We start from the raw sequence: 25,083 nt of genomic DNA on the forward strand, positions 1-25,083 counted from the left end.
GACAAATAATTGGAAGTGCACTGCTGCCCATCCGCTCAGGGACAGACCCGTTCCAATTAGTCAGGAGATGATCCGGGATCGTAGGAAAGGCTCATCGGGGAGAAAGAGCTTGGCAGGCTCAGACGGTCCGATGAAGCGTTGAACAGCAGGTCGAACCCTGCCGAGACTATTGCGTTCAGCCCGTGAGCAGGACTGCCCTGGCCCGAAGGCGACACCGAGGCTCCGGCGGCTGTGTTCCAAGGCAACTCGGGCAGGGGACCTTGCGGACCTGCCGGATTTGAAGGGCCTTGGCCCGGGACGGCGGCAGCTCCCGCCGGATTGCTGCTGACCGACCAGGATTGCCCGGTCAGCAGCGCGGCCAGCGATGTCAACGGTGCCAGGGCCGTAGATCGAACAACTGGCAACGTGTTACTCACCGCAGTTCTCACTGCCACCGGATGAGTGGAAATCAAAGAACCGGGCTGCAGGCCGGGAAAAGTCCCTGGAGGGCTGCCAGGATCAGCCGCTGATCCCGGGCCCGAAGGGTTAACGGGCCCAGCGGGCGGTTGCGCGGGCTCTGTCGCCCCGGGAAGCTGAGGAATCAGCCCTCCGGTGATCGGCAGCGTCGAGGTCACTGTGGGCAGCAGCCCATCGACCACGCCGTCCACCGCATCGGCGATAGGGGGGACGGTACTTCCCACCACTGGCAGGCCGCCGAGCGGTCGAACCACTGCGTCGATCACCTGATGCACCGTGCTGACCGTCGTGGTCGCTGCGGCTGCCACCACCGGCTTGATCGCCTGAGTGACCGGTGAAGCCGCCCCGAGAATGGGCTGAAGCACCGGCGCCACGGCGTCATTGACCGCCTGGGTGACCGGCTGAATGGGCTTCACGAGAGAACCGGGGTTCGCCAACTGATGGAGAGACTGCTGCACCGCGGGAGAACTCACCACGGCTTTGACGGCGGTCCCGGCCGTCTGAGCCATTGCGCTGACGGTCGGCTTGTTGCTCACCAGGCCAGTTACCGACTGATTCGCGGGTTTCGCCGCTGCCGGCTTGGCCGTCGTCGGTGCAGGATGCGTTGCTGCCAGCAGATCTCCGACGGCGGAGTTCGCGGTATTCGCGGTATCCTTCAGCAGATTGCCGAGCGGGCTGAGTAAGCCGCTGCCGGAGGTTGCCGAACTCTTACCTGAGTTCGTTGAACCATCAGGGCTGGCGGCGGCAGCGGCCGACTGAGCACCGAGAACGCCGATCAGAAAAGTCGCGGAGCCTGCGATCCCCAATAGGGCGGCGAGTCGCAGAATTCTCGGCAGCTTCCGGCTGCTCTCAAGCACCAGCTCTGACCTGCTGGGCTCTCGCGGATCAACCGGAGATGTACTCATGCGACTCACCCCTCCCCATTTGGAGATAGCTCGACTTCTTTCAGGGTAAGACCGTCGAATTCAGGGCGCTAGGGGTATGGCAAAGGTCTAACCGGATGGCTTATCCACCTGGCTATCAGCGTTCTCGAGGGGTTTTTGGTTTAGTGAATATTCAACAGTTGCTGAATCGGACCGATGCCGAAGAACACCACGAAGGCTGCCGCGACCACCCAGAGCAGCGGATGGATCTCCTTCGCCCGGCCCTGGAAGGTGCGGATGATGACGTAGGAGACGAAACCCGCTCCCAGGCCATTCGCGATGGAGTAAGTGAAAGGCATCAGAATGAAAGTCAGGAACGCTGGGATCGCGATGCCCCAGTCCGACCAATCGATCTTGCCCACCTGGGAGACCATCATGAAGCCCACCACGACGAGCGCGGGAGCCACCGCTTCGAAGGGCACCAGGGAGATCAGCGGGGTGAAGAACATCGCGACCAGGAAGAGGAAGCCGGTGACCACCGAGGCGATGCCGGTACGGGCTCCCTCACCGATGCCGGCTCCGGATTCCACATAGATCTGATTCGAGGAGACCGAGGCCCCGCCACCGGCGACCGCGCCGATGGCATCGACCAGCAGCACCCGGTTGACGTGAGGGATATCGCCCTTTTTGTCGACGGTTCCAGCCTCATTGGCCAGGCCCACCATGGTGCCCATCGCATCGAAGAAGATGCTGAGCAGAATGGAGAAGGCGAGCAGGGCAGCGGCGATGCCGCCCAGATGGCTGAAGGCGCCGAAGATATTGATCTGGCCGATCAGCGAAAGATCGGGCAGCGAGAAGCTCTTGAGCTCCGGGACCACCAGAGACCAGCCCAGCGGATTGCTGGTCTTGCCGTCGAAGCTCGGACCGATCTTAAAGACCAGTTCCAGCACATTGGCGAGCACCGTCGAGGCGACCACGCCGATCAGGATCGCGCCGCGTACTTTGCGGATCACCAGGATGATGGTGAGGATCAGGCCGACGATGAAAACCAGGGTCGGCCAGCCGATCAGCTTGCCGTCGAAACCCAGGCCCACCGGGACCGTGGTTCCGGCGACGTCGGGAATGCGCCGCACGAAGCCGGCATTCACCAGCCCGATCAGCGCGATGAACAGTCCGATACCGACCACGATCGCGGTCTTCAGCCCGGCGGGAACAGCTTTGAAGACCGCCGTCCGGAAACCGGTGAGCACCAGGATCAGCATGGTGGCACCGGAGATCATAATCAGGCCCATCATGTCCGCCCAGCTGAGCCCTGGATGCGAGGCGACGGTGACGGCGACGAAGGCGTTCACGCCCAGCCCTGTGGCGAGCGCGAAGGGGTGCTTCGCCCAGGCGCCCATCAGGATGGTCAGCACACCCGCCACCAGCGCGGTCACCGCGGCGACACGATCTCGTCCTAGCAAGCCACCGGTAGAATCCGGGCCGCCGAGGATCAAGGGATTGAGCACCACGATGTAACTCATCGCGAAGAAGGTAGCGAGGCCGCCACGGATTTCCCGGGAGAGCGTGGAACCGCGCTCGGAGACTTTGAAGTAACGGTCCAGGGCGGAGGGTAAACGAGCCATGGCATGATCCTAGCGTCAACCACCGCCCTGATTCGAGGATGACCCACCGCCAGGAAACCGGTCAGCTAAGACGCAGGTCGGCTAAGACATCGGTCGGCTAAGCCGCAGGGCAGAACATCCAGCGCGGAAGTATGCCAATGTAGAAGTATGAGTCTTTCGCTATCTCGTTCAGTCCGGAATCCACTGCTCCGCTTCGGTCGAGCCGCTTTTGTCCTGCTGGCTGCCTTAGCGCTGAGTGTTCTGTTGCCCGCCGCGGCCGCGAGCGCGCACGACGTCGTGGAGAGCACTTCACCGGCCAACGGCTCCTCTGTGGCAACGATGCCGCAGCAGATCAGCCTGAGCCTGAATAACACCCCGGCAGCGATCGGCTCCAAAATCGAGGTGAAGGACGCCTCCGGTACGGACTGGGCGCAAGGTGAGGTCTCAGTCTTGGACAAGGTTGCCAGCGAGCAACTGAAGGCGGGCGCCCCAGCGGGTTATTACACCGTCAACTGGAGATTGGTTTCCTCCGATGGCCATCCCATTGAGGGAAGCTTCGGCTTCACGGTCGGTGAAGCGGCCTCTTCGCCAGCCACACTCGGCACTCCCGGCCCGGTGAGCACTCCCGAGGCGGCTCAGACTTCGGAGGCGGCTGGTGGCTTCCCCTGGTTGCTGGTCACGGTCGCCGTGGTCGCCGTCGCTATTTTGCTGGTGTTGATCTTTTTCGTACGCAGGCTCAGAAAAGAACAGTGAACCCCTCACGCTCTTTGCCAGCGGCTTTGATGGTTCGGACTCTGAGTGTTCAGGCCAGAACGCTTCGCCGACTTTGATCGTTGAGCTGGTTCTGGCAAATCGCCTGGCTGACATTTTTAGCCTGCATCAAGATCTCCCTGGTGCTCGGCAGAATGGCATCGCCGACTCCGACCAGGTAGATACCCAGAGATCTGATCGCCGTCATGATGTCCCGGCCGATAGCTATTCCCAGCGAAGCGAGGAAACGTCTCAGCTGGCTCTGTGCGCAGCGGGTCAGCACGATGTTCTCTGCTGAGATGACGCCTTCTGACGTGCAGATGGTCCAGCGCTCGGTTTCTGCCGGGCTGATGCTCAGTTCGGTGGCTTTGGCCCGGGTCCTGATGTCGAGGCTATGACTTGAGGCATAGTGCCGCAGCACGCGGAGGATCTCGCCGCGTTCGATCAGACTGCCCGGCTCACTGAATTCATGATTCCTGCTGACCGGGGCTGGGCCGAAGAGCTCAAGCTGATCGACCACGATGGATTGAATGCCCTGGCGGCTCAGCTCACTCGCGACAGCCAGCCCGGAGAGTCCTGAGCCGATCACCACGGTTGTGGTGTGTTCGGAACGGACTGGATCAATCACACGAGTCATTGAGGTAGGCCTCCTTAGAGCGCTTCCCTTGAAGCGCCCCGCTTGGTCGAGTGTCATGACGCCGATCGGGAAAGCAAAACGCGATCCAGATACTCATTGGTGAAGACTCCCCCCGGGTCCGCACTGTCTCGAAGCCTACAGAAGTTCTCCAGCTCTGGATAGAGCTCCCGCAACTCTTCCGACTGGAGAAAATGCCATTTGCCCCAGTGCGGCCTTCCCCGGTGGGCGACGAAGATTTCCTGAGCCGCTGCGAAGAATTCAGCGGCCTCGGTTCGCCAATACTGATGCACTGCTACATAACCGCTCAGTCGGCCGTTAGCGGTGGAGAGCGGAATGTCGTCTGCTGCCGCGCAGCGCACTTCGATCGGGAAGGAAATGCTGAATCGACGCCGTTCGATCATCGCCTGGATCTCTCGCACCACGGTGGCGAGTTCTTCGAAAGGCACCGCGAATTCCATCTCACGGAACCGCACGCTGCGTTCGGTGGCGAAGACCTTGAAGGACTGATCGGTGAATTCACGATTCCCGGTGAGCTGAGAAGCCAGTCGATTGACCCTCGGAATGCTCTGCGGGAAAGCGTGGGTTCCTCGGCAGATCGCGGCGAAGACCTTATTGGACACCAATACCTCGTCGATCAGATGCTGTGTCCAGCCGATCGGGCGGTCTCCAGCGGCCGTGCCGTTCTGCTCAGTGGCTGGTATCCGGGTATTCGATTTCGTGAGAGCTCGATCGGTGTGCGGGAACCAGTAAAACTCGAAGTGATCGGTGTTCGTCATTCGTTCCGAGAGCTCTGCCAGAACCTGCTCGAGGGGCTCGGGGCGTTCCACGGCCCGCAGCCGGAAGGCCGGGACGCATTGCAAGGTGACTTGAACGATGATGCCCAGTGCGCCAAGCCCCACTCGTGCGGCGCTGAACAACTCCGGGTTCTGCCGGGCGGAACATTCCAGGACTTCGCCGGTGCCGGTCACCAGGGTGAGCGCGACCACCTGGGTGGCGATCCCACCATAGTTCAACCCGGTTCCGTGGGTTCCGGTGGAGATCGCGCCGGCGATGCTCTGCCGATCGATATCTCCCATATTGGTCAACGCCAGTTGATAGGGGGCGAGCAGCGCGGGAATCCGATGCAAGGGCGTTCCCGCCGCGAACGTGGCCTGTCCGGTGACTCGGTCCACCCTGTGCAGACCACTCAAGCCGGAGAGTTCGAGCAGGGTTCCGGAGGTCAGCGCGATATCGGTGAAGCTGTGGCCGGCTCCCACCGCTTTGACCCGGCTCCCGCTTTCCGCGGCCCTACTGACCAGCTCAGAGATCTCCTGAATCGTGCTGGGGTAAGCGATGCGCTCCGGTGAGCAACGTTGGTCACCGGCCCAGTTGTGCCAGCCGCGGGCGGTCATAGAAAATTCTTCCCTTCGCCTCGATAACTGGGTATTTCACCGGAGAGCGTGCCGTTGTCAATCACCTGCAACGAGTTCACATGTTCGCAGAGCTCACCGGCCTTGGCATGACGGAACCAGACTTTCTGCCCGATCTTCAGGGCACGCGCGGCCTCCCCGCGGAGCGGGGTCTGCACCTCTCCAGCCCCTTCATTGCCAAGCAGGGAGAGCCCCGCTGGATGCACCGGCAACGGCACCCGGTCTGGCCCCGCCGGACCAGAGGCGATCCAGCCGCCGCCCAGTACTGTCACGATATCCTCCTTGGGACGGCGCACCACGCTCAGCGCGAAGCCAACCGCTGGAAGGGGCTTGAAACGAGAGTAATGATCGAAGAGGGTCGGTCCGAAGAGTCCAGAGCCGGCGGCTATTTCGGTCACCGAGGCATCCGAACTGGTGAGTTCGAGGCTCCCGGTGCCACCGCCGTTGACGAATTCCAAGTCTGCAAGCTGGCGCACGGCAGAGACGACTTCGGCCCGCCGAGCCAGAATCTCCTGGGCCGAACTGGCTTGTAAACGCTGGATGATCACGGCACGCGCCCGATTCACCGGGTTGTCCTGCAGGCCCGCGATCTGCGCTTCGTAGCTCATAATGCCGACTAGCCGGTGCCCACGCCGGGAGATTTCCTGAGCCAGCTCAACCGCTTCTGCGGGCTGCCGGATAGGGGAGCGGCGCACCCCTATATGGCTCAGTTCGCGATGCCCCACGCCGGGCCGCCAGGAGGCATCGAGATCGATGCAGAGACGTAGTGGGCCGGCGCTTCCCGGCGTAACGCCAGGCAAAACCGAATCGATCCAGTCGAGTTGCTCGGCCGAGTCCACCATCAAGGTGATGCGGCTCAGTGCTGCCTGGTCCCTGACCAACTGGAGCAAAGCAGGAGCATCCGCGCTCGGATAGGCGACGACGACGTCGTCGAACTCCTCGGCCAGCCAGAGTGCTTCCGGCAGGGTGTAGGCCAAGATGCCGGCGTATCCCGGTTGTGCGAGGACGGCGCGCAGTACCTCGCGGCAGCGGATCGACTTGCTCGCCACTCGGATGGGTTTCCCCTGAGCCCGCCGCAGCATGGCTCCCGCATTGACCGAGAGCGCCTGGCGGTCGAGCACCGCCAGTGGAGCGGCCACCTGGGACGTCGCGGCGTCCGCTCGCCGCCAGATACCGATACTATCGGCGGTCCGGGTGCTTTGATTGATTTCTGATTTAAGCGCAGCTTGATCGAGTGCGAGCATCTTCACACTCTCGCCATACCTAAGCTGGCTGTCAAGCATCCTTGACGTGCTCTGAGGAAGCGTGAATAGTGAAAAGTAAGTAGTCCGCCGATCTCTATGAAGGGGCGCATCATGACCGAGTCACAGGAGGCACCGGAGGGCAGTGAGCTTCCGCCGCCGACCGGCATCGTAGTAGGTGTGGATGGATCCGATCATGGCAATTGTGCTTTGATCTGGGCCGCGCGGGAAGCCCAAAGCCGAAAACTGCCCTTGCATTTGGTGACGGCGTACTCGGTGCCGATTTTTGCCGCCTCCGGCCTGGACGGAGGCTTTGCCACGATCGACAATAATGTGATCCGTCAAGGTGCGGAAGTCGTCTTGGAGCAGGCTGCGCAGCAGTTGGGCGAGTACCCCGACCTGACATATGACACCAGGGTAGAGGCTGGTGACGCTTCCGGGGTGCTGCTTGAACTTTCGGAGAGCGCTGAACTGCTGGTCTTCGGTTCACGAGGTCGCGGTGGCTTCGTCGGGCGTCTGCTCGGCTCGGTTTCTTCTGGATTGCCAGGTCATGCCAAGTGCCCCACCGTGACGGTTCCGCTGAGTTGTGCCTCAAGACTTGGGATAGCTGGGAAATCGAAGGACGAGCCACTAGTGGAATCCGTGGTCACCGTGGGCGTGGACGGTTCCGAGCGGGCTCGCTACACGGTGCTGAGAGCTGCCGAACACGCTCAGCGGAACGGCTTATCGCTGCGCGTGGTGTGTGCGGTGCCGCCGTATTCCGGGGCCATGACCTGGCTGCCCGCGCCGCTCGACAGGCAGGGCATTCTGGAGGAAGTGAGGGAGCAGATGGCGGCCGGCGCGGCCTGGATTCGAAGCCACTTCCCTCAGCTTTCGATCAGTGCCGACGTCGTGGACGGGCCACCGATTGAGATTCTGATTCAAGCAACCAAGCTCTCCGAACTGCTGGTGCTCGGCAGCCGGGGGCATGGCGGCTTTGCCGGGATGATCCTGGGGTCCACCACTGACGCCGTGCTACATCATGCCAAGGGCCCGGTGATGGTGGTTCCGGAGAAGGACGACCCACGCTTAGCCGATCGTGAGAAGTTCGGGCCTTTGCTCAAAGAGGTCTAGGTCTCAGGCGCAGAAATGCCGGGTACGCGATTCATCGTGTACCCGGCATTTCTCTACGTTTTCAAATACCTGGTTTCAGTACCGAGCGGCGTAACCGTACAAGTTCATCCCGGAGAGCCAGCTCAAGGGCGTCACCAGGATGCCCTGCTGCGGGTTGAGCGCGTGCACCACCTGGCCATTGCCGATATAGATGGCAACGTGGGTGAAGAAGCCTGCGCCGTTGTTATTGAAGGCCAAGATGTCGCCGTAGCGCAACTGAGAAAGGGGTACCCGGACCGGCGCGTTCCAGAACTGGTCCGAACCGCCGCGGGGCAGGTTCACGCCCACCGATTGGAAGGCCGCCCAGATCAAACCCGAGCAGTCGTAGCCCACCGGGCCGGTCCCGCCCCAGACGTAGGGGCCGCCGACTTTGGACATTGCGAAGGAGACCATCCCGGCGATGTTGACTCCCGAACTCGGCGGTGTGACCGGTGGGACAACAACGGGGGGCTTCACCACGGGCGGTGGTGTGACCACCGGCGGCTGCACCACCGGCGGCGGATTGCCGGTACCGGGGTTGCTCGGGGCGGGGTCAGTTGTCCCCGGATTGCTCGTCCCCGGGTTGGGCCGGACTGGCGGGGCTGGTTGCGGCTGGTTCTTGCTGGCCTCGATGATGGCAGCCAACCGAGCTGCTTCCTTTTGCTGCTCCAGGCCGGTCACCCGGGCGTTCTCCAAGGCCGTCGTGGTGTTGTTCAGCGTGGCCAGTTGACCGATCAAGGTGCTGCGCTGTTTCTGGTTATCGCTGATCAAAGCGTTCTGAGCACTGACTTGGGCGTCTGCGGCCGCTTTGGCTGACTGGGCTTCCTGAGCGGCGTCGTCGGCTGCCTGGCGAGCTTGACCAGCCGCATCCTTGAGCGACTTCTCAGCGCTCGCCGCTGACTGGGCTTCGTCGAAGGTTTTGCTGCGGCTGGCGCCCAGCATGGAGAGCGTAGAAGCCTGGTAGAGCACATCTGAGGAGCTGCCTGCGGAGATAAAGGACTGAACGCTCGGACTCATTCCGCCGGTCTTATAGATCGTGCTCGCCAGCTGACCGATTTGCTGCTTGGCCTTATCGGCTGATTTTGCGGCCGCGGTAGCCTTGGCCTCCGCGGCGGCGGCGGCATCCTGACGATTCTTCAGATTGACCAGAGCGGTGGAATACGCGTCATTGGTGCGCATCGAAGCGGCGATGGAAGCCTGCAGGCTGTCATTGGCGGCATCCAGAATGCTCTGGATCTTGCTCACTTCGGCCTTAGTAGCGGCCTGATTCTTCTTGGCGTCCTCAATATCCTGAACGGAAGGGATCACCGGAGTAGCCGGCTCATTCACCGGAGACAGCGGAAGCGGCTGGGCATTGGCCGGGATCGAAGCCGTTCCGGCAATCAGGGCGGTACTCGCCGCGATTGCCAGTGACATGGTCATCCAGCGTTTCACATTCGCACTCATCTAAGCCTCACTAGCGATTAATGGGTGAACGCAGGCAACTGCATTCACACAGCAATCATGAGGTTACGTGGTCAAATGTCACTTTGGCAACACTAGTCACATCATTAACTTAAACAACACTGATGTCATTTACCGGTAGCGACACGGCGTGTCGCAGAAATTTTTTTCAGATTTTCTACCCCCAACCCAGTTCGTGCAGGGTGCGGTCGTCAATGCCGAAGTGGTGCGCGATTTCGTGCACCACCGTGATGAGCACCTGGTCCACCACCTCCTCACGGCTGCGGCAGAGATCCAGGATGGCTTGCCGATAGATGCTGATCTTGTCAGGCAGGTGGCCGATGGAGGACCATTCCGTTCGCTCAGTGAGCGGAACCCCTTGATAGAGCCCCAGCAACACCAGATGGGGGTCCTCACCCGGGCGAGGCAGGTAGCGTTCCTCGACGACGATTGCAACGTTCTCGATGGAAGCGGCGAGATCTGGCGGGATCTGGGCTACGGCGTCATCAACCGCGTTCTCAAAGTCGCTCAGAGACATTTCGTAGCGGCCGAAATGCGGCATTCCGGCGAGCGGATCAGACATCGCGCAGGCCCACTGAATCGGTTTCCCAGAAGACCTCCGGGTAAATCAACGCACCGCTGAGCGACTTCGCCTCGGGGCTGAGGTGATGGACCAGGAACGCCGGATCGGGAATCCGTGCGGAAGGTTTCACGAAACCCGCTTCAGCGCCCGGTACAAAACCGAGCCGGGGGTAAAAGCTGGGAGCCCCTTCAAGGAAAACCAGGCTGAAGCCGAGCTGAGCGGCCAGTTCGAGCCCGCGGCGGACCAGCGCAGAGCCGATGCTCTTACCCTGGGTATCCGGACGCACCGCGAGTGGGCTGAGCACCAAGACGTGGTGCAGTTTCTCCGGTGCGTCCAGGTAACCGCGGGTGAAACCGATATGCCCCAGCACCCTTGGCTGTGACTTTTCGTTCAGGCTGCTCGCCACGAGCTCGAAGCCGCGCTCCGCCGTCCAGAGCTCTCGGAGCTTCTCGACCAAGGCGGCGACGTCGTCCCCGGACTCACCGAAGGCTTCGCTGACCAGTTCTGAGATCTCCTGATACTCCCGGGCGACTGGCGGTCTGATCTGAAGCTCCGGCTCGGTGTTCTGCATTCCTCCAGCCTAATTCCTTCGGCCGAGGGTGGATCCAGTTGATTCAGTTCAGGGTTTTCCTGGAACGGATTCTGGTCAAGGCCACTCCGCAGAGCGCGACGATGCCGCCCAGGAAACCCCAAGCGGTCGGCGTTTCATGCAACCAGGCCCAGGACATCAGTACCGTGATGGCTGGAACCAGGTAGGTGGAGGCGGCGAGTTGCCCGGCATTGGATCGTGAGAGCGCGTAGGCCCACGTGGTGAAGGCGATGGCGGTGGGAAAGACGCCGAGGTAGACCACGCCGAGACTGCTCGCCAGCGGTGCGCTGCTGACGGCCTGGACGAGTTCCCCGGAGAAGGGCAGGCAGCAGATCGCCCCGATCCCGGTGCCCAGCCAGGTGGAGTGCACCGCGCTCATGGTGCGGAGCACGGGTTTCTGGATGATCGCGCTGAGCGAGGCGAGGACTGCGGCAAGCAGGCAGAGCACGACGCCGAGCAGGTCGACATTGCTGCGCTGCCCCGAGCCCAGTGCGATCAGCGCCACTCCGGCCAAGGCAACCAGCCCGCCGATAATGAGCCAGCGGGGGAATCCTTCACGGAGGAAGATTCCGGCGAAGACGGCAATCAGAATAGGTGAGATATTGATCAACAGAGCACTGGTCCCGGCATCTAGGTGCTGCTCGGCGGTATTGAGCGCCAGGTTGTAACCGGCGAACCACATCAGCGAGTAGCTGAGGATCGCCAAGCCATTGCGCCAGTTCAGCCAGTCTTTCGGCAGATTCTTCAGGGTGGGTAGTGCGATGAAACTCAAGGCGATAGTGCCGATCAGTAGGCGGCCGAGAGTCAGGGCGCCGGGGGAGTAGTCAGCGCCGACGAGCCGGATTCCGACAAAGGCCGAAGCCCAGAGGATGAGGGTGACGGCGATCGCCAGCAGGGCTAGGCCCTGCCCGGCTCTGGGGAGTGGGTTTGGGGGGTCTAAACGGGCGGCGCTGCCCTGATTCGCGAGCTCAGCTGGTTTCACTAGTTCAAATTAGCTCATGATGACTACCGGGACTGGCGGTTTCCGGACAGTTTATGTCCGCGTTCTTTGGTGGCTCGGAGGAGTTCTTATCCGGCTGGTTTTGTGGATTCTGTGATTAGGCCCTATAGTTTTATAGGTCCACTTCGGGAAGAGTTCGGGTTACGCCGGCCGTCCAGGATGTGTCCGATGCCCCCATCGTCTAGCGGCCTAGGACACCGCCCTTTCACGGCGGCGGCACGGGTTCGAATCCCGTTGGGGGTACGTAGGAGAAATGGCTGGTAAGCTGTAACTCTTGCAAAAAAAGCAAGGCCCTGTAGCGCAGTTGGTTAGCGCGCCGCCCTGTCACGGCGGAGGTCGCGGGTTCAAGTCCCGTCAGGGTCGCTAGGTTCCTTCAATGGGATCCGGTGCGCTGTTGATATTTAGGCACCAAGGCTCTGTAGCTCAGTTGGTAGAGCGTTCGACTGAAAATCGAAAGGTCACCGGATCGACGCCGGTCGGAGCCACCACTACGAAATCCCCGGATAATCGGAAATTACCCCGATTTTCCGGGGATTTTATGTTTAAAATACCCATCAGAACTCCCGAAACGCCCTGGATTTTTTTTGCGTTTCCCTCATCGACTCGAAGGATGAGTTATCGGCGCAGAGTATCGGAGGGGTACTCGCTGAACGCCCGGTAGTAAGCGGCCGCGAACCTTCCGAGATTTTTGAATCCCCACTTCATCGCGACCTCGGTCACGGAGACCTCCTCGGGGGAGCCGAGAGTGAGAGCCCGGTGAATGTTCTTCAGCCGGATCTGCTGAAGCTTTGCCAGCGGGCCCATTCCGAATTCGTGGACAAATTGAATCTGCAGAGTACGGACCGAGATGCCGACCAGCGAAGCAAGCTCCGGAATGCTCCATGAACGGCGGGGGTCGCTCTGCATGGCATGAAGCGCGTTGTGGAGCGTGCGGGGCAAGTTTCGCAACGACGAACCGTGCTGAGCCGTGGCATTGCTGTTCGGCTGGGCGTGTATGAGGCTTGCAATAACCATTTGCTCGGCCTGCACGGACAACAGCGGAGTGCGGAAGAGCGAATCAGGACCATCCAGATCTATCATGAGCACTCGAATCAGCCGCAGCCAGCTTCTAATTGCAGGGTCGACCAGATCCATTGTGGGGTTGAACCGCAGATCCTTGCTCTGCTCCTCGGGAGCGAGTCTGCTGCTAAAAGATTCTAAGGAGCGGCAGGGGACATTGATTAGTAAGGCATCCATGGAGTCCGGTTTGGTGAACGTGGCGTCCATCCCCGGTGAAATCACTATTCCGGGCATGGTTGCAGCGGTAGATCGTCTGTCCTGACCCTGTTCCTTGGAAATCGCGTTGAGAGGAATTCCGATGAAGACCCGATCGAGGGAAGTGTCAGGCTGCAAGGAAATATTGCCGCTGTATTTGATGTGGCTGAGTTGAACTGCTTCGAGGTCAACGTGGGTTACCCGGAGTTCCTGGTCATTTGTAGCCAGGCCGAAGGTCAAGGCCTTGAGGCTGAATTGGCTGGCAAGCAACTCCATGGTGGATTGCGGGCCTACCGTCGAGCCAACCGCAGAAAGTGAAAGCAAATTCATTATGGTAGTCAGCATGTTTTGGATGTTCCTACCAGAATCTGATTTTTAGCTGACTCTCAACTGGGAGTTTGCTGTGGGCGGTTTCAGCAAATTATTTAAGTTGAAGATAAAACTTAATCAACATGAGACCCCTCACCGATGGAGCATTTTTGCAATCTGTCAAGATGCACTTCGCCGAAAACGTTATTTCAGAGACGATGAGGAATTTTGCCCTGTCGCCTGGAGGAAGGGTGCTGAAAGGATTCATAAGAGTGAGGGGCCGTAAGAGTTTGCGTTAATTGGCCATTGGATTCGTTTTTCGACCGCTAACCGAATTAGATCAATAGATTCTGCTTATGGTTCAAGCATGTGCACAGCTAGAACAAAGCAAGCACATAGTAATTAAAAATTTGTGTTCGGCATTTTGTGAGGAGAGATATGAAGAAGATGAAGAAAGGTTTAGTTGCTGCGGTAACTATCTCGATCATTGCACTCGGCTCTTTGATTCCGGCCAGTAGCGCTAACGCAATAAATTCGGTTCCGTGCGACAGTGACGGTTTCCTGCTATTCAATATTGATTTCCAGTACAATGTCTGTTTTGCTAATTCCGGAGCTAAGGCCTGGGGTTCAGGGATGTGGGTTAGCCGAATATTAACAGGCAACAACGACGTTAACTGGTGGGCAGACGATGGAAAGCATTTCCTTCCTCGTTGGAATGACCTCCGCTTCCCCACCGTGAGAACCGTAAGGATCTATTCTTTCGAGATCATCTGAGGTGTTCCTTACGGAGAACTTGAATCTAAAGTTCTCTGGCGCCTCATCCCTTGGCCTATTTTTGTAAAATTTTAATAGAATCCTGGAGAAAAATTTATGAAAAGCATCAAAGGACGTGCTATTGCTGTAGCTACCGCAGCCGTGATTGCTGGCGGCGCGATGATCTTTCCGGCTACCAGCGCGCAGGCGACGAACTGGACAGCTTGTAACGAACCCGGACTCGTTGAGCTGGTACGTGACAGCGGCAGAAAAGATTGCCTCGCCAACCGGGGGGACATAACTTTTGGCAGTCTGCCTACGGATAGATACTGGGTTCGGTCTATTGCCTCGGGCAATAACGACATAAATTGGGCGAGCATGGATCAGAAATGGAACTTCCTTCCGCGTTGGTACATTATTGACTTCCCCACCGTTGGCACTGTCCAGCTGTATGGGATTCGTATTCTCTAAGAAACAACGAGAGCGCAGAAACTGAAGTTGCGAGCAGGGTGCTTATTCCTACTTTTGAAGAAATAAGCACCCTGCGCATTTCCTGGTTTAAAGGTCATTGACATCAAATAGATTTTGAGGAATTTGTATGCCTGTTGTGCGTTCTATGACGGTTATTACGGTGCTCGCATTGAGTTTTGGCTTAGCTGCTTGCGGTGCTAGTAGCGAGTCACCTCCGACTGGTGCTACTTCTCACGGGTTGGACTATAAGAATTCTCCATTGGGTTTATTCCTAGATAGCGCAATGGCAGGTAATCGATCTCCTGAGCAGTTAAAGGAAGCTCTTTCTGATTACAATCATCAAATCCAGCAGGTGACCATGAAGTGCATGAACGATCTGGGTATGGATAATCCACCCGGCAGTTCATCTGATGCTTCTGGTCAGAATAATTCTGGACAAGTTTCTAGTGACACTCCGCTGAATCTCGATGATCCCGAATGGGTTTCTCAGCACGGTTACGGAATTGTGGAGCGTTATCGCGTGGGTGGGGCGGAGGATCCGAATCAGAACTTCGAACAAATTATCGCTGTCGCGGATAAGCCTTATTACCTAGCGTTGTATGGTCCTCTTTTCTTCGTGAAAGACCCCGACAAGGTCACTTATGACTGGAAAGAGGGCGGCTGTAACGGCAAGGCGAAGCATGAGGTGAAGCCCGTGAACCTCTTGGAGCTACCGCAATTTTCAGGATTAAATAAGCAGATTGAAGATTTCTGGGCTACTCAGGAATCTTCTCCGGCCTACAACACCCTGTATCAAGGTTGGTCGAGCTGCATGGCTAAGGCCGGCTTCCCGGGGTTGGTGAAACAGGCCGATGCCTCACCGAGCATCTTCGCGAAGGTCAAAGCTCTCTACGCGAAGAACACACACCTCGACGCGAAAACCGATCCAGAGCTGGCGAAGCTCAGTCAAGAAGAGATCAGACTTGCTACTCAGGATCTGCGCTGCCAGCAGCGCAGTGACTACAAAAAGCAGGCTCTTAAGATCCGTTTCAGCTTGGAACAGAAGTTCATCGACGGACACCATGCAGAACTCCAAGCTCTTAAAACCGTGGGCTTGAAGAACAGCTGAGCACGCATTCATCGCTCCTGAGGATGGAGCCCGCTTCGCGGATCGAGAGTCTCGGAAGCGGGCTCCATCTTTTAACGCATACGACGTCATTTATCGGGTGCTTCCGCAATTTACTTGCTCCGATGGAGGGGCAGGTGGCATCGCCTGAACACCAGCCAGCTAGTTGACCGACAAGTGGGCAATGACGAGTGAAAAGGCGCTATGCGAGTAGTTTCACATAACAGCTTCGCCGCCTAGGTATCCGGCCTCGACCGATAGCTCGGCAGCGTCGAGTAGCACTAGGTCGACTGCCGCCTCGGTTGGCAGATCGCTGCGCAAGCGAGTGCATCAGCTCGTCCCTAAGGTAACTTGTCCGCCCATTAGTGTGGTGTGTGATCCATGGGGAAGCCCGCTGATCGCGGTCAGGTGGTTGTGCCGGAGCAAGGGTCTTCGCCTTTCAGGGCTGGAACTCGCAATTTGTATTCACGGTTTGACGGTGCAATCAGGAAAATTGCGATCTGGAACTCGGAGCTCAGCGCAGTTCAGATTGCGAAACACACCTCAGCGATGAACCCAGTCCGGCACCGTTCTCCTGGAACATGTCGATGCTGCTAGGTCGTTCAGACGATCGCGCTTTATTGCAGACCCGCTCTTTGTTTGGCTTCGCCCAGCTCTGCAGGGGAGGGATGGATGCGTCACCTTGATGGGAGCGCGCTAGGACGGTTTGGTTAGTGCCGCTTGTCTGTTGCCTTGTGGGGAAAGTAATGAAATAATAAGTGCACTTATTACTTTTAGCTCTAGGAGTGGTTGTCGTGTGGAGTACTGAGCATAGTGTGGAGACAGGGATCGGTCAGCGGGCTATTTGGGCAGCTTTGCGTGATTTGCATAGTGGTGTGGCCTTAGGTCCGCATAGTGACCGTTTCGAACTGCAGGGCCCCTTCGCCGTTGGCACTGAGGTGTTAGTGACTCCTCAGGGTCAGGAAACGATGAGTTCCGTGATCGTTGAGTTGGAGGAAGAGAAGGTTTATGCCGATCGGACTGTCTTTGGTGAGCTTTCTCTTTTGTTCCGTCACACCTTGGAGGCTCTGTCTTCTGGTGGGACTAGGGTGACGCATCAACTGGTGATCGATGGTCCACAGGCTGAGATCGTTGGTCCTGAACTGGGTGAGCAGATCGCTGGAGACTTTCCGATAGCAATGGAGGAGCTGCTCAAAGCAGCTCAGGGTAGAGAAGCTAGATGAGCGGCTCGGAAAACTCTCTAGGAAGCTCTTTCCAGGACGCCGATCAGAGTACTGGGTTGTTGCTGTGGAAAGTGACGAATAAATGGCAGGCAGCACAACGAGCGGCGCTGGCTGATCTTGGGCTGACGCATGTTCAGTTCGTCCTGCTGGCCTCGGTGGTTTGGCTAGAGCCTCATGGTGTGATCACTCAACGCAAGTTGGCTGACCATGCCGATACTGACCCTATGATGACCTCGGAAGTGATCCGCACACTGGAGAAGAAGGGACTCGTCTCTCGTGTGGCACATCCCACGGATTCCCGGGCTAGATCGGTGAGCCCAACAGAGGCAGGTAGAGAACTAGCTCGCCAGGCCACAGCGGTTGTAGAAGCCGTTGACACTGAGTACTTTTCAGCATTACGGGACCAACGTAATGACTTCACGCAAATGCTAGTGAAACTATCCACTCAATCCTCGTCCGCTCCCTGCGAGTAATTCCTTGATCTGTTGCTCCGAGTGCTGACGAGCCGATAGGAGTCAGTGGCTGTTTCGATGATCGCAGCACGCAGACGTGGATCAGTAAGCGGTTTCGTCCGCCACTGAACGCCTCATTGGAGGCGGCGGCAACGCAGGATTGCTCTTCTCTCTGAGAGGACTTGGAAGAGGGGGTAGTTCCCGAGCGCCGAGTTCGGGGTATCCGAGTCAGTCAATGCGGCGCAGCTCATCCCCTCTGTAGCGGGCGATGGTTTTCTCGAAGCTGAGATCGTCCGCTGCTTCGAGAGTTCGTTAATGACCCCGGTGGCGTGGACGTATTTCACCCTGAAGCCTTTCTCCGCCGCAGCGGTACCCAAGCCGATGGTAGCTGTGATTTGTCGGTTCCTGAGTTTCCGATGGGGCATAGCGGGTTGCCGCTCCTCATCCGGTCGCCGCCGGCCAGAGTGTTGAACTCGGTTTGGTAGACATGGTTTCTTAGTTTGATGATGCCGCCCTTGCGGCGGTATGAGCGGTTTCGTCGTCGATCAAGTAGCGAACTGAATTGCAGCGACCGTCATTAGATGAATTGACCGATTTAGTTAAAGCATTGGAGTGAGTTTTCCAGCGAGCTATTTAGTGCAATCTTCAAGCTTTTATGATGCTCAAAGCTGGAAACTTCCGAAGGTGAGTGGGTGATTTTGTAGTGGGGAATTTTGCTGCGTGAATAAGGGTCTCAACGGGATTTCCGAAACCGCTCAAGCTGTGGAGTTGCTCGTTTGTTATCGTCTGACCGGATGAAATTGATTGCTTTCAATGAAGTCCAAATATTTCTATTTGGAAAATCTCACTTTTTTACATGACGCCATTAACCGTTTTAGTCCGCATGATTTAGCCTATATGGCTTAGTGGGAATGTTTGAGATTATAGCTTTCACCTTGAGCTTCAGTTGAACTTATTGCTTGGTCGGTGTTTAGTGCGCCACAATGCCTGGTATAAAAGATGGCATGGAAAGCTATACAACTCTTCGCTGTGCTCGTAGAGTGAAGTTGCTTTGATTGTTTCCATAGATTTGTTCGGCTCTGTTCGACATCTCTCAGGGGGAGGAAACGCGGGGGGTCATAGGGGTTGTATTTCCATATGAATACCGTTATGGAAACTCTGTACCGAATTTAGGGATGCAAATCAATGAAGAGATCCGCCTCACCTCCGGTGCCTTTGGCACGAATTAAACCTAGAAGCGCTCTAGGGCGCGCCCTCGCAAGCCTCGTTGTGGTTGCGGTCGTTGCAGTACCATTGGCTTCCACCGTAGAAGCCGCGCCAGCGGATAAATCTGAGGGCCAGGCGCAAGTATTGCGCAGTGAGCTTTTCGGCAGTATTCCCTTGGCGAATCTTGGTTTCACCAATACTGGAAATGTTTCAGCGCCTGGGCCAAACTACAGTCCGTTGAACATTGGAGTTTTATCTAATGAAACGGTCAATCTAGGTAGTTTAACGCTGCCTGTTATTGGCGATGGCACGAATGGTGGATTGCTGAATCTGGGTGCTTTAGGTGCGCTCAGTAGCCACAGCTCGTCCCCTGATGTCATTAAGTCATCCGCGAGTTCTGGAGTTATTGGATCAGACGGATCGATTCAAGTTAGTCCGGGATCCGGGGTTGGAACCAATCCAGCTTATGCGGATCTGACCTCATTATTCGGCCAGCTCGGTATTAGTGGACTCACTAATGAGATCCTGGACCAGGCGAGAGTTGAACTTGGAGCGCTGGCTTCGCAAGCTGCGCAAGACGGCGAAAACATCACCTCGAAGTATGTCTTCGCTGGACTCAAATTGAAGTTTCGCAGCCCTTTGGTGGCAAAGCTTTCAAGTGGTCTGACCAGCGCAATTAATACAGCGATTCAGCCGGTAAATGACCTGGTTAAAACCGGGGGTTCGATTGATACCTTGCTGACCACGCTCAAGAATGCGCTCAACGTCAATATCCTGGCTGCTTCGGTCAAAGTCACTAATGCGACCGCCACTATTGATGGTCTCAATGCGGCGGCTCAGACCATCACTAATCAGCTCCTGCAAACTCCGATTCAGAATGTCAGCGGTTCTATTAAGATCAACCTTGCCGACGGCTCCGTTGAATTGGATCTGGCAAAGCTGCTCGCTGAAACCTCTGGTGGGGGCGATATCAACTCCTTGCCTCCGAATACTCAGGTTCTTTCGTCTGAGATGATTCAGGCCATCCTGACTGGCATCACTGATTCGATTAGTGGACTCACCACAAAAATCACCGATACCGTGACTCAGGTCCTGAACGATCTGAGCGTCAAGCTCAATGTCGGGCTTAATGCCTGCGTTGGCGTAGCACCGCTGGCTGTTTGCGCCGATGGTGGGGTTGAGGTCTCGGGCAAACTCTCGGACTTCGCTGGGACGAGTACCCCTCCGAAGCCTCCCGTGGTGAAGACAGTGCTTGCTGTTGCGGGACTTGATCTGGGATCTGCGATAAATCTCATTGTCACGCCCCTGGTTAACACTGCCATCACCGCGACGCTCGGCCCGGTCCTGAAGACCTTGATCACCACCGTGACCACGGGCCTCACCCCGACCGTGAATGCTCTCACCGCTCCGTTGCTGGCTACTTTGAAGCCGATCTTTGATCAGGTTCTTGCGAAGTTGGTGCAACTGACCATCAATGAGCAACCGACCAAGCTCAGCACTCGTGCTGTCGGCGTCGGGGATCTTGGAGCTGGTTCATTCACTGTTCGCGCGCTATCACTGACACTCTTGCCGAATGGCTTAGGGGATGGTGTTGGCAAGATCAGCCTGGCATCTTCAACCGTCCGTGCGGCGGAAGCAGACGCGAATGCCAATGCTTCCGCTTCTGCGGCAGCCTCAGCGAACGCTGACTCGAACGCCAATGCAGCGGCTCAGGCCGCGGCTCAGGCGGCAGCTAATGCCGACGCTTCAACCGCCGCGAATGCGGCAGCGACGGCTAACGCGAATGCTGCCGCTGCTTCGGCGGCCAATGCCGATGCGACCGCCAATGCCTCTGCCGATGCCACGGCTGCGGCTAACGCTGCTGCGAATGCCGCAGCTCAGGCAGCGGCCAATTCAGCTGCTGATAGTGATGCGAATGCGGCAGCCTCGGCGGCAGCTAACGCCAATGCGAATGCTGCTGCTGCTTCGGCGGCCAATGCTGATTCATCCACGGATGCCTCGGCTGCGGCGGCCGCAGATGCCAATGCGAATGCTGCTTCGGCGGCGAATGCGAATGCGAATGCGAACGCTAATGCGGCTGCGACCGCGGACGCTGCTTCAGCGGCTAATGCGGATGCCAATGCGGCTGCGACGGCAGATGCTAATGCTGCGGCGAATGCGAATGCTTCGAGCGCTGCTAATGCGAATGCGAACGCTAATGCGGCTGCGACGGCGGACGCCGCCTCGGCGGCTAACGCTGATGCCTCGAGTGCCGCGAACGCAAACGCTAATGCTGCAGCGACCGCGGACGCTGCTTCAGCGGCTAATGCGGATGCCAATGCGGCTGCGACGGCAGATGCTAATGCTGCGGCTAATGCGGATGCTTCGAGCGCTGCGGATGCGAATGCGAACGCTAATGCGGCTGCGACGGCGGACGCTGCTTCGGCGACTAACGCGGCCTCGGCGGCTAATGCTAATGCTGCTTCAGCGGCGAATGCGGATGCTTCGAGCGCTGCGAATGCGAATGCTAATGCGGCTGCTAACGCAAACGCCGCCTCGGCGGCCAATGCTAATGCCGCTTCTACGGCGAATGCTGCTTCTGCGGCTAACGCCAATGCTTCGGCACAGGCTGCGGCTGCTGCAAATGCGGCGAGCAACTCGAACGCTTCGAGTGCAGCTGATGCTTCGGCTTCAGCAAACGCGAATCAGAATGCAACGGCGAATGCCAATGCCTCGAGTGCCGCTTCGGCACAAGCCGCCGCAAACGCCGATGCGAATGCTAGCGCAGCCGCTTCAGCGAATGCTGCAGCTAATTCCTCGGCTTCGGCTAATACCGCGGCTGACAGTGGTTCGAATAGCAACGCGAATACGGCATCGGCTGCTAATGCGAATGCCGCTACTCAAGGTAGCGAGTTGCCCAATACAGGAGCCGATAACACCACGATGTTCCTGGTCCTGGGCGGTCTCGTGTTGTTGCTCGGAACTGGCTTGGTCGTCGTCGCCATGGTTCGTAAGCGCCATAGCGAATCGTTGAGCGAGTAAATTTCTCAGCCTCAGAAGGCAAGAAATTCTCGCTGCACGTTATTCGAATAATCAAGTTATCTAAATGAGCAGGCTGTGTGCTGACCCTATTCCATGATCTGGTCAGCACACAGCCTGCTGTAGGGGTGTGAAGAATTGGTAGATCAAGACACAACCACGGCGAGAAAGACACGTAAGCCCTGGATCAAGGTCGCGATGTTCGTAGCTGTTTTACTCACTGTGTGGCATATAACCGCATCATTCTTATGGATAGCACCGCCCTCGCCGCTTCGCGGAGTCATTCCGGATAAGGTGCTCTCTGGGTACATGATTCCTTTTTTCGGTCAGTCCTGGAGCGTTTTCGCCCCCGAACCCATCAATGGAAATTTCACTCTGAAAGTGCGTGCGCAGACCAGGCAGGACGGCAAGGATCAGACGACCGATTGGGTCGACGCCACAGCCGTTGAAGTTTCTCTGATCAAGCACAATCTCTTCCCACCCCGAGCGGGAATCCAAGCCATGGAACTGGCTTCGGAATTCAAATCCAACTGGGACGCGCTCAGTGCTGACCACAAAGTCGTTGTCGGCCTGGGATATTACGTCGGCACCGACTGGCCCATTCGGTTGAACAAAAAATTGCAATCCTACGGAAACCCTCAAGCTGTTGCGGCTTACCTCGAGTCTGAGAACACGGTCATCAAATATTCCACACAAGTCGCCAAAGCCATCTGGGGTGACTCCGTAGTCCGAGTGCAGTTCCAGATCTATCGCCAGAATGTCGTGCCTTTCAAAGACCGTAAGACGCCCTCCCCGCAGCCACTGCAAATCGCTAATGTTGGCTGGCGCGGTTTAGAGATCGCACCGGGACAGTCAGATCAAGACTTTGCCGATGTGTTTCGTAAACAATATGAAAAGATGCGCTGATGACCCAGACTAAAGAGGAAGTCCTTCAACAGGACCTGCCAGAAGTGGCTGATTCACCGCGTCGAGAAGGCCTTTTCACGAGGTATCTCCGAGGTAGCTTCTCCTTGATCTTCAGTCTCTTCCGTCAGTTCATCGAGCTGATTTCAAAAGTTTTCCGGCAAGGTCTCGACTGGGCGGAAAGCTGGTTGCTTGACGGCAAGAAATCACTGTACGGCTTGGCGATGACTCGAATCGTCTTCGGCGTCACGGGTTTCGGGCTGCTGCTTTTCAACTTTTCCACCCGGCTGTATAGCTTTGGCCCCGGTTCTGCCTGGAATGGTGAGGCCGCTGCGGCGAAAAGTGATTTCCCGAAGATCTGGATCTTCGGGATCTTCCATGACGCAATGCTGAATGGTCCGGTCTACACCCTGTTGTACCTGTTGCTGATGGTGTTGGCCGTGCTTTTCACCCTGGGCTGGCGCTTCAGAATAGTGCTTCCGCTGTATTTCATCATGTGGGTGTCATTCATTGAGGCGAACGATATGGTCGGTGACCAGGGCGACAATATGTACCGCATTGCGCTTATCTTGTTGTTTTTCGCTGATCCGGCTGCCCGGATTTCTCTTGATGCCCGACGTCGGGCGAAGGCTGCATATACCTCTAGTTCTTCATGGATCCTCAGGAAGTGGCGGGGCCAGAATCTCGTCGACCCGCAACTGAGCTCATTGCTGCATAACCTGGCGTTGATAGCTTTGACCGCTCAGGTCTGCTTCGTCTATGTTTCCGGGGCACTCTATAAGGCCGGCGGTGCGCCCTGGTCCGGTGGTTATGCGATCTACAATCCGCTGATGACGGATCGTTTCGGCACCTGGCCGGAACTCAGCCAGCTCGTCACCTACTGGGCGCCCATGGTCACCCTGATCAGCTGGGGCTCGATCATTATGCAGATGTGCTTCCCGCTGATGCTTCTGACTCGTCCCACGCGAATCCTGGCGTTAATCGGAATCTTCTCGTTCCACGTCGGAATAGCGGTGCTGATGGGTCTTCCCTGGTTTTCCCTCACGATGATCGCCATCGATTTCATCTTTATCCGAGACAGAACCTGGAAAGCCATCGGCGGGCGAATCAGAGAGACTTTCAAAGAATCTTTCCAGCGTGAGGCCTCCGCAGAAGCCAGTAAATCATGACGGATGCTGTGGTGGTTGGTTCCGGGCCCAATGGTTTAGCGGCTGCGGTGGTGCTCGCTCGAGCTGGGTTGCGAGTCGATCTCTATGAGGCAAAGCAGACAGCAGGCGGTGGTACCCGAACCGAAGAACTCATTTTTCCCGGCCATTGGCACGATATCTGTTCCGCGGTTCATCCGATGGCCTTTGCCTCCCCGTTTTTCCAGCAGTTCGGCATCCGAGAGCGCCTGGAATGGTTTGTGCCCGAACTATCTTATGCACACCCGCTTGACGGCGGGATCGCCGGTCTGGCCTATCGCGACCTGGAACGAACCGTCGATTCTCTAGGCGCCGATGGCCCCGCATATCGCCGGCTGATGAAGCCTTTGATCAAACATACGGACGCTATTCTGGCTGCCGCGCTGAACTCGATGAGTCCGCAGCGCCTTGCTCAAGTAGGGCCGATCGCTCTAGCTGGGGCGGCGCTTTGGCAGGGCACCGGGCTGTGGAATCTGGGCTTTCGCGGGCCGGTGGCTCCGGCATTGATCACCGGGGTGGCGGCTCACCCCGTGGGGCCGATGCCCACTCTGGCCAGCTCATTGGCTGGATTGCTGCTCGCGCACTTGGGGCACACCCAGGGGTGGCCCATCCCTCAGGGCGGCTCGGCCCAGATAGCGGCGGCGATGCTGACGGATTTCCAAGCGCATGGCGGTCAGCTTCATACCGGTCAGCAGATCACCGATCTGGCGGAGGTGGCCGGAGCAAAAGCTGTTCTGCTGGACACCTCAGCCAAGGCTCTCCTGTCGATCGCCGGGCATCGCTTACCCGCTCGCTATATTTCGACCCTGGATAAATTCAGCTATAACAATGCTGCCTGCAAGGTCGACTTCATCCTGTCTGAACCAGTTCCTTGGCGAAACCCGGAAATCGCTCAAACTGCCACCGTCCATCTGGGCGGAACGAGAGCAGAAATCGCTCAGGCGGAAGCCGAAGTCGCGCGGAACCAGCATCCTGAACGCCCCTATGTGCTGATATCGCAACCTAGCCAATTCGATGCCACCAGGGCTCCTTCAGGGCGCCACATCCTTTGGAGCTATTGTCATGTGCCCAGATATTCGACGATGGATATGACAGAAGCAATCACTGCCCAGATCGAAAGATTCGCTCCTGGCTTCAGGGATACCATCGTGGCTTCAAAAGTGACTACCGCGATGCAGCTGTCCGAATACAACCCAAACTATATCGGCGGGGATTTCGGCTCAGGAACCACCGGACTGCGGCAAGTACTCGCCAGGCCCGTGATCGGCAGCAAGCCCTGGAAAACGCCACTCGACGGCCTCTATCTCTGTTCTTCGTCAACGGCACCTGGGCCGGGAGTGCATGGGATGTCAGGTTTCAACGCGGCCAAGCTCGCTCTGAAAGAAGTGTTTCGGATAGAAACCCCGGAGCTTGCTCCTTCAAGGATGGAAAAACGGTGCTGAGCGCTGCGTGCCGCGATGAGGCTGAAGGAGGAATCCATGATTCTGGCGATCTGCTTC

General features: G+C 57.7%; 21 protein-coding genes and 3 tRNA genes. 14 read left to right on the forward strand and 10 right to left on the reverse strand.

The annotated features are described in order from the left end of the window. Positions 1-56: 56 nt before the first annotated feature. Together ABDK06_RS08875 and ABDK06_RS08880 are read right to left on the reverse strand one after the other, a co-directional pair. Positions 57-1,361, reverse strand: a complete 1,305-nt coding sequence (locus ABDK06_RS08875; protein WP_394940600.1) for a hypothetical protein — start codon at positions 1,359-1,361, stop codon at positions 57-59. 140 nt (positions 1,362-1,501) lie between these two features. Further along, a complete protein-coding gene (locus ABDK06_RS08880; protein WP_394940601.1) occupies positions 1,502-2,944 on the reverse strand; it encodes an NCS2 family permease in 1,443 nt (480 codons plus the stop codon). A 147-nt stretch (positions 2,945-3,091) separates the two neighbouring features. Here ABDK06_RS08880 and ABDK06_RS08885 point away from each other — a divergent pair, with 147 nt between their 5' ends. Next, a complete protein-coding gene (locus tag ABDK06_RS08885; RefSeq protein ID WP_394940602.1) occupies positions 3,092-3,676 on the forward strand; it encodes a copper resistance CopC family protein in 585 nt (194 codons plus the stop codon). A 49-nt stretch (positions 3,677-3,725) separates the two neighbouring features. Here the strand turns inward: ABDK06_RS08885 and ABDK06_RS08890 are convergent, their stop codons facing one another. The 3 genes from ABDK06_RS08890 to ABDK06_RS08900 are packed head-to-tail and all read right to left on the reverse strand — an operon-like array spanning position 3,726 to position 6,963. Further along, entirely contained in the window at positions 3,726-4,310 is a 585-nt protein-coding gene (locus ABDK06_RS08890; RefSeq protein WP_394940603.1) for an FAD-dependent monooxygenase, read from the reverse strand. Between the two features lie 53 nt (positions 4,311-4,363). Further along, positions 4,364-5,701 (reverse strand): D-arabinono-1,4-lactone oxidase, encoded by a 1,338-nt coding sequence (locus ABDK06_RS08895; protein ID WP_394940604.1) that lies wholly within the window; start codon positions 5,699-5,701, stop codon positions 4,364-4,366. After that, the gene (locus tag ABDK06_RS08900) at positions 5,698-6,963 is read right to left on the reverse strand and encodes an amino acid deaminase/aldolase (protein ID WP_394940605.1); all 1,266 of its coding nucleotides are present in this window, start codon (positions 6,961-6,963) and stop codon (positions 5,698-5,700) included. Before ABDK06_RS08900 ends, ABDK06_RS08895 begins: the two co-directional genes overlap by 4 nt. Before the next feature lie 111 nt (positions 6,964-7,074). Here ABDK06_RS08900 and ABDK06_RS08905 point away from each other — a divergent pair, with 111 nt between their 5' ends. After that, on the forward strand, positions 7,075-8,073 hold the full coding sequence (locus tag ABDK06_RS08905; protein ID WP_394940606.1) for a universal stress protein: 999 nt from the start codon (positions 7,075-7,077) through the stop codon (positions 8,071-8,073). Positions 8,074-8,148: 75 nt separating this feature from the next. On the opposite strand, the gene ABDK06_RS08910 is transcribed toward ABDK06_RS08905, so the two are convergent. The 4 genes from ABDK06_RS08910 to ABDK06_RS08925 form a co-directional block, all read right to left on the reverse strand. Continuing rightward, positions 8,149-9,537, reverse strand: coding sequence for a C40 family peptidase (locus tag ABDK06_RS08910; protein WP_394940607.1), 1,389 nt, complete (start codon positions 9,535-9,537; stop codon positions 8,149-8,151). A 175-nt stretch (positions 9,538-9,712) separates the two neighbouring features. Beyond that, on the reverse strand, positions 9,713-10,117 hold the full coding sequence (locus ABDK06_RS08915) for a metallopeptidase family protein (protein WP_394940608.1): 405 nt from the start codon (positions 10,115-10,117) through the stop codon (positions 9,713-9,715). Continuing rightward, complete coding sequence (locus ABDK06_RS08920) at positions 10,110-10,688, reverse strand: GNAT family N-acetyltransferase (protein ID WP_394940609.1); 579 nt, start codon at positions 10,686-10,688, stop codon at positions 10,110-10,112. Before ABDK06_RS08920 ends, ABDK06_RS08915 begins: the two co-directional genes overlap by 8 nt. A 43-nt stretch (positions 10,689-10,731) precedes the next feature. Beyond that, a complete protein-coding gene (locus tag ABDK06_RS08925; RefSeq protein WP_394940610.1) occupies positions 10,732-11,688 on the reverse strand; it encodes a DMT family transporter in 957 nt (318 codons plus the stop codon). Between the two features lie 188 nt (positions 11,689-11,876). On the opposite strand from ABDK06_RS08925, the gene ABDK06_RS08930 reads away from it, so the two are divergent. From ABDK06_RS08930 to ABDK06_RS08940, 3 genes are all read left to right on the forward strand, one after another. After that, positions 11,877-11,949 (forward strand) — tRNA-Glu (locus ABDK06_RS08930). A gap of 46 nt (positions 11,950-11,995) precedes the next feature. Then, positions 11,996-12,069, forward strand: a tRNA-Asp gene (locus ABDK06_RS08935). A gap of 49 nt (positions 12,070-12,118) precedes the next feature. Next, a tRNA-Phe gene (locus tag ABDK06_RS08940) sits at positions 12,119-12,194 on the forward strand. Between the two features lie 127 nt (positions 12,195-12,321). Here ABDK06_RS08940 and ABDK06_RS08945 read toward each other — a convergent pair. Then, on the reverse strand, positions 12,322-13,290 hold the full coding sequence (locus ABDK06_RS08945; protein ID WP_394940611.1) for an AraC family transcriptional regulator: 969 nt from the start codon (positions 13,288-13,290) through the stop codon (positions 12,322-12,324). A 417-nt stretch (positions 13,291-13,707) separates the two neighbouring features. On the opposite strand from ABDK06_RS08945, the gene ABDK06_RS08950 reads away from it, so the two are divergent. The 9 genes from ABDK06_RS08950 to ABDK06_RS08990 all read left to right on the forward strand — a co-directional run bounded on the left by ABDK06_RS08950 (position 13,708) and on the right by ABDK06_RS08990 (position 25,026). Continuing rightward, on the forward strand, positions 13,708-14,043 hold the full coding sequence (locus ABDK06_RS08950) for a beta/gamma crystallin domain-containing protein (protein ID WP_394940612.1): 336 nt from the start codon (positions 13,708-13,710) through the stop codon (positions 14,041-14,043). 96 nt (positions 14,044-14,139) lie between these two features. After that, complete coding sequence (locus ABDK06_RS08955) at positions 14,140-14,493, forward strand: hypothetical protein (protein ID WP_394940613.1); 354 nt, start codon at positions 14,140-14,142, stop codon at positions 14,491-14,493. A 127-nt stretch (positions 14,494-14,620) separates the two neighbouring features. Further along, positions 14,621-15,601 carry a hypothetical protein gene (locus ABDK06_RS08960; RefSeq protein ID WP_394940614.1) on the forward strand — a complete coding sequence of 327 codons (981 nt, stop codon included), beginning with the start codon at positions 14,621-14,623 and terminating at the stop codon, positions 15,599-15,601. A gap of 965 nt (positions 15,602-16,566) precedes the next feature. Next, positions 16,567-16,821: an SRPBCC family protein gene (locus ABDK06_RS08965; protein ID WP_394940615.1), complete on the forward strand. Its 255-nt coding sequence runs from the start codon at positions 16,567-16,569 to the stop codon at positions 16,819-16,821. Continuing rightward, positions 16,818-17,294 (forward strand): MarR family winged helix-turn-helix transcriptional regulator, encoded by a 477-nt coding sequence (locus ABDK06_RS08970; RefSeq protein WP_394940616.1) that lies wholly within the window; start codon positions 16,818-16,820, stop codon positions 17,292-17,294. The genes ABDK06_RS08965 and ABDK06_RS08970 overlap by 4 nt, the downstream gene beginning before the upstream one ends. 1,164 nt (positions 17,295-18,458) lie before the next feature. Continuing rightward, complete coding sequence (locus tag ABDK06_RS08975; protein ID WP_394940617.1) at positions 18,459-21,500, forward strand: choice-of-anchor G family protein; 3,042 nt, start codon at positions 18,459-18,461, stop codon at positions 21,498-21,500. A gap of 306 nt (positions 21,501-21,806) precedes the next feature. Next, a complete protein-coding gene (locus tag ABDK06_RS08980; RefSeq protein ID WP_394940618.1) occupies positions 21,807-22,403 on the forward strand; it encodes a DUF5819 family protein in 597 nt (198 codons plus the stop codon). Then, positions 22,403-23,569, forward strand: a complete 1,167-nt coding sequence (locus tag ABDK06_RS08985; RefSeq protein WP_394940619.1) for an HTTM domain-containing protein — start codon at positions 22,403-22,405, stop codon at positions 23,567-23,569. The genes ABDK06_RS08980 and ABDK06_RS08985 overlap by 1 nt, the downstream gene beginning before the upstream one ends. Further along, a complete protein-coding gene (locus ABDK06_RS08990; protein WP_394940620.1) occupies positions 23,566-25,026 on the forward strand; it encodes a phytoene desaturase family protein in 1,461 nt (486 codons plus the stop codon). The genes ABDK06_RS08985 and ABDK06_RS08990 overlap by 4 nt, the downstream gene beginning before the upstream one ends. Positions 25,027-25,083: the final 57 nt, after the last annotated feature.

It is taken from the genome of Psychromicrobium ferritrahens (assembly GCF_043789415.1).
Classification (GTDB): domain Bacteria; phylum Actinomycetota; class Actinomycetes; order Actinomycetales; family Micrococcaceae; genus Renibacterium.

Bases quoted from the DNA above. Each gene is read 5' to 3' on its own strand.
- ABDK06_RS08875 (WP_394940600.1), bottom strand. From the start codon at position 1,361: ATGAGTACATCTCCGGTTGATCCGCGAGAGCCCAGCAGGTCAGAGCTG.
- ABDK06_RS08880 (WP_394940601.1), bottom strand. From the start codon at position 2,944: ATGGCTCGTTTACCCTCCGCCCTGGACCGTTACTTCAAAGTCTCCGAG.
- ABDK06_RS08885 (WP_394940602.1), top strand. From the start codon at position 3,092: ATGAGTCTTTCGCTATCTCGTTCAGTCCGGAATCCACTGCTCCGCTTC.
- ABDK06_RS08890 (WP_394940603.1), bottom strand. From the start codon at position 4,310: ATGACTCGTGTGATTGATCCAGTCCGTTCCGAACACACCACAACCGTG.
- ABDK06_RS08895 (WP_394940604.1), bottom strand. From the start codon at position 5,701: ATGACCGCCCGCGGCTGGCACAACTGGGCCGGTGACCAACGTTGCTCA.
- ABDK06_RS08900 (WP_394940605.1), bottom strand. From the start codon at position 6,963: ATGCTCGCACTCGATCAAGCTGCGCTTAAATCAGAAATCAATCAAAGC.
- ABDK06_RS08905 (WP_394940606.1), top strand. From the start codon at position 7,075: ATGACCGAGTCACAGGAGGCACCGGAGGGCAGTGAGCTTCCGCCGCCG.
- ABDK06_RS08910 (WP_394940607.1), bottom strand. From the start codon at position 9,537: ATGAGTGCGAATGTGAAACGCTGGATGACCATGTCACTGGCAATCGCG.
- ABDK06_RS08915 (WP_394940608.1), bottom strand. From the start codon at position 10,117: ATGTCTGATCCGCTCGCCGGAATGCCGCATTTCGGCCGCTACGAAATG.
- ABDK06_RS08920 (WP_394940609.1), bottom strand. From the start codon at position 10,688: ATGCAGAACACCGAGCCGGAGCTTCAGATCAGACCGCCAGTCGCCCGG.
- ABDK06_RS08945 (WP_394940611.1), bottom strand. From the start codon at position 13,290: ATGAATTTGCTTTCACTTTCTGCGGTTGGCTCGACGGTAGGCCCGCAA.
- ABDK06_RS08950 (WP_394940612.1), top strand. From the start codon at position 13,708: ATGAAGAAGATGAAGAAAGGTTTAGTTGCTGCGGTAACTATCTCGATC.
- ABDK06_RS08955 (WP_394940613.1), top strand. From the start codon at position 14,140: ATGAAAAGCATCAAAGGACGTGCTATTGCTGTAGCTACCGCAGCCGTG.
- ABDK06_RS08960 (WP_394940614.1), top strand. From the start codon at position 14,621: ATGCCTGTTGTGCGTTCTATGACGGTTATTACGGTGCTCGCATTGAGT.
- ABDK06_RS08965 (WP_394940615.1), top strand. From the start codon at position 16,567: ATGAGTTCCGTGATCGTTGAGTTGGAGGAAGAGAAGGTTTATGCCGAT.
- ABDK06_RS08970 (WP_394940616.1), top strand. From the start codon at position 16,818: ATGAGCGGCTCGGAAAACTCTCTAGGAAGCTCTTTCCAGGACGCCGAT.
- ABDK06_RS08975 (WP_394940617.1), top strand. From the start codon at position 18,459: ATGAAGAGATCCGCCTCACCTCCGGTGCCTTTGGCACGAATTAAACCT.
- ABDK06_RS08980 (WP_394940618.1), top strand. From the start codon at position 21,807: ATGATTCCTTTTTTCGGTCAGTCCTGGAGCGTTTTCGCCCCCGAACCC.
- ABDK06_RS08985 (WP_394940619.1), top strand. From the start codon at position 22,403: ATGACCCAGACTAAAGAGGAAGTCCTTCAACAGGACCTGCCAGAAGTG.
- ABDK06_RS08990 (WP_394940620.1), top strand. From the start codon at position 23,566: ATGACGGATGCTGTGGTGGTTGGTTCCGGGCCCAATGGTTTAGCGGCT.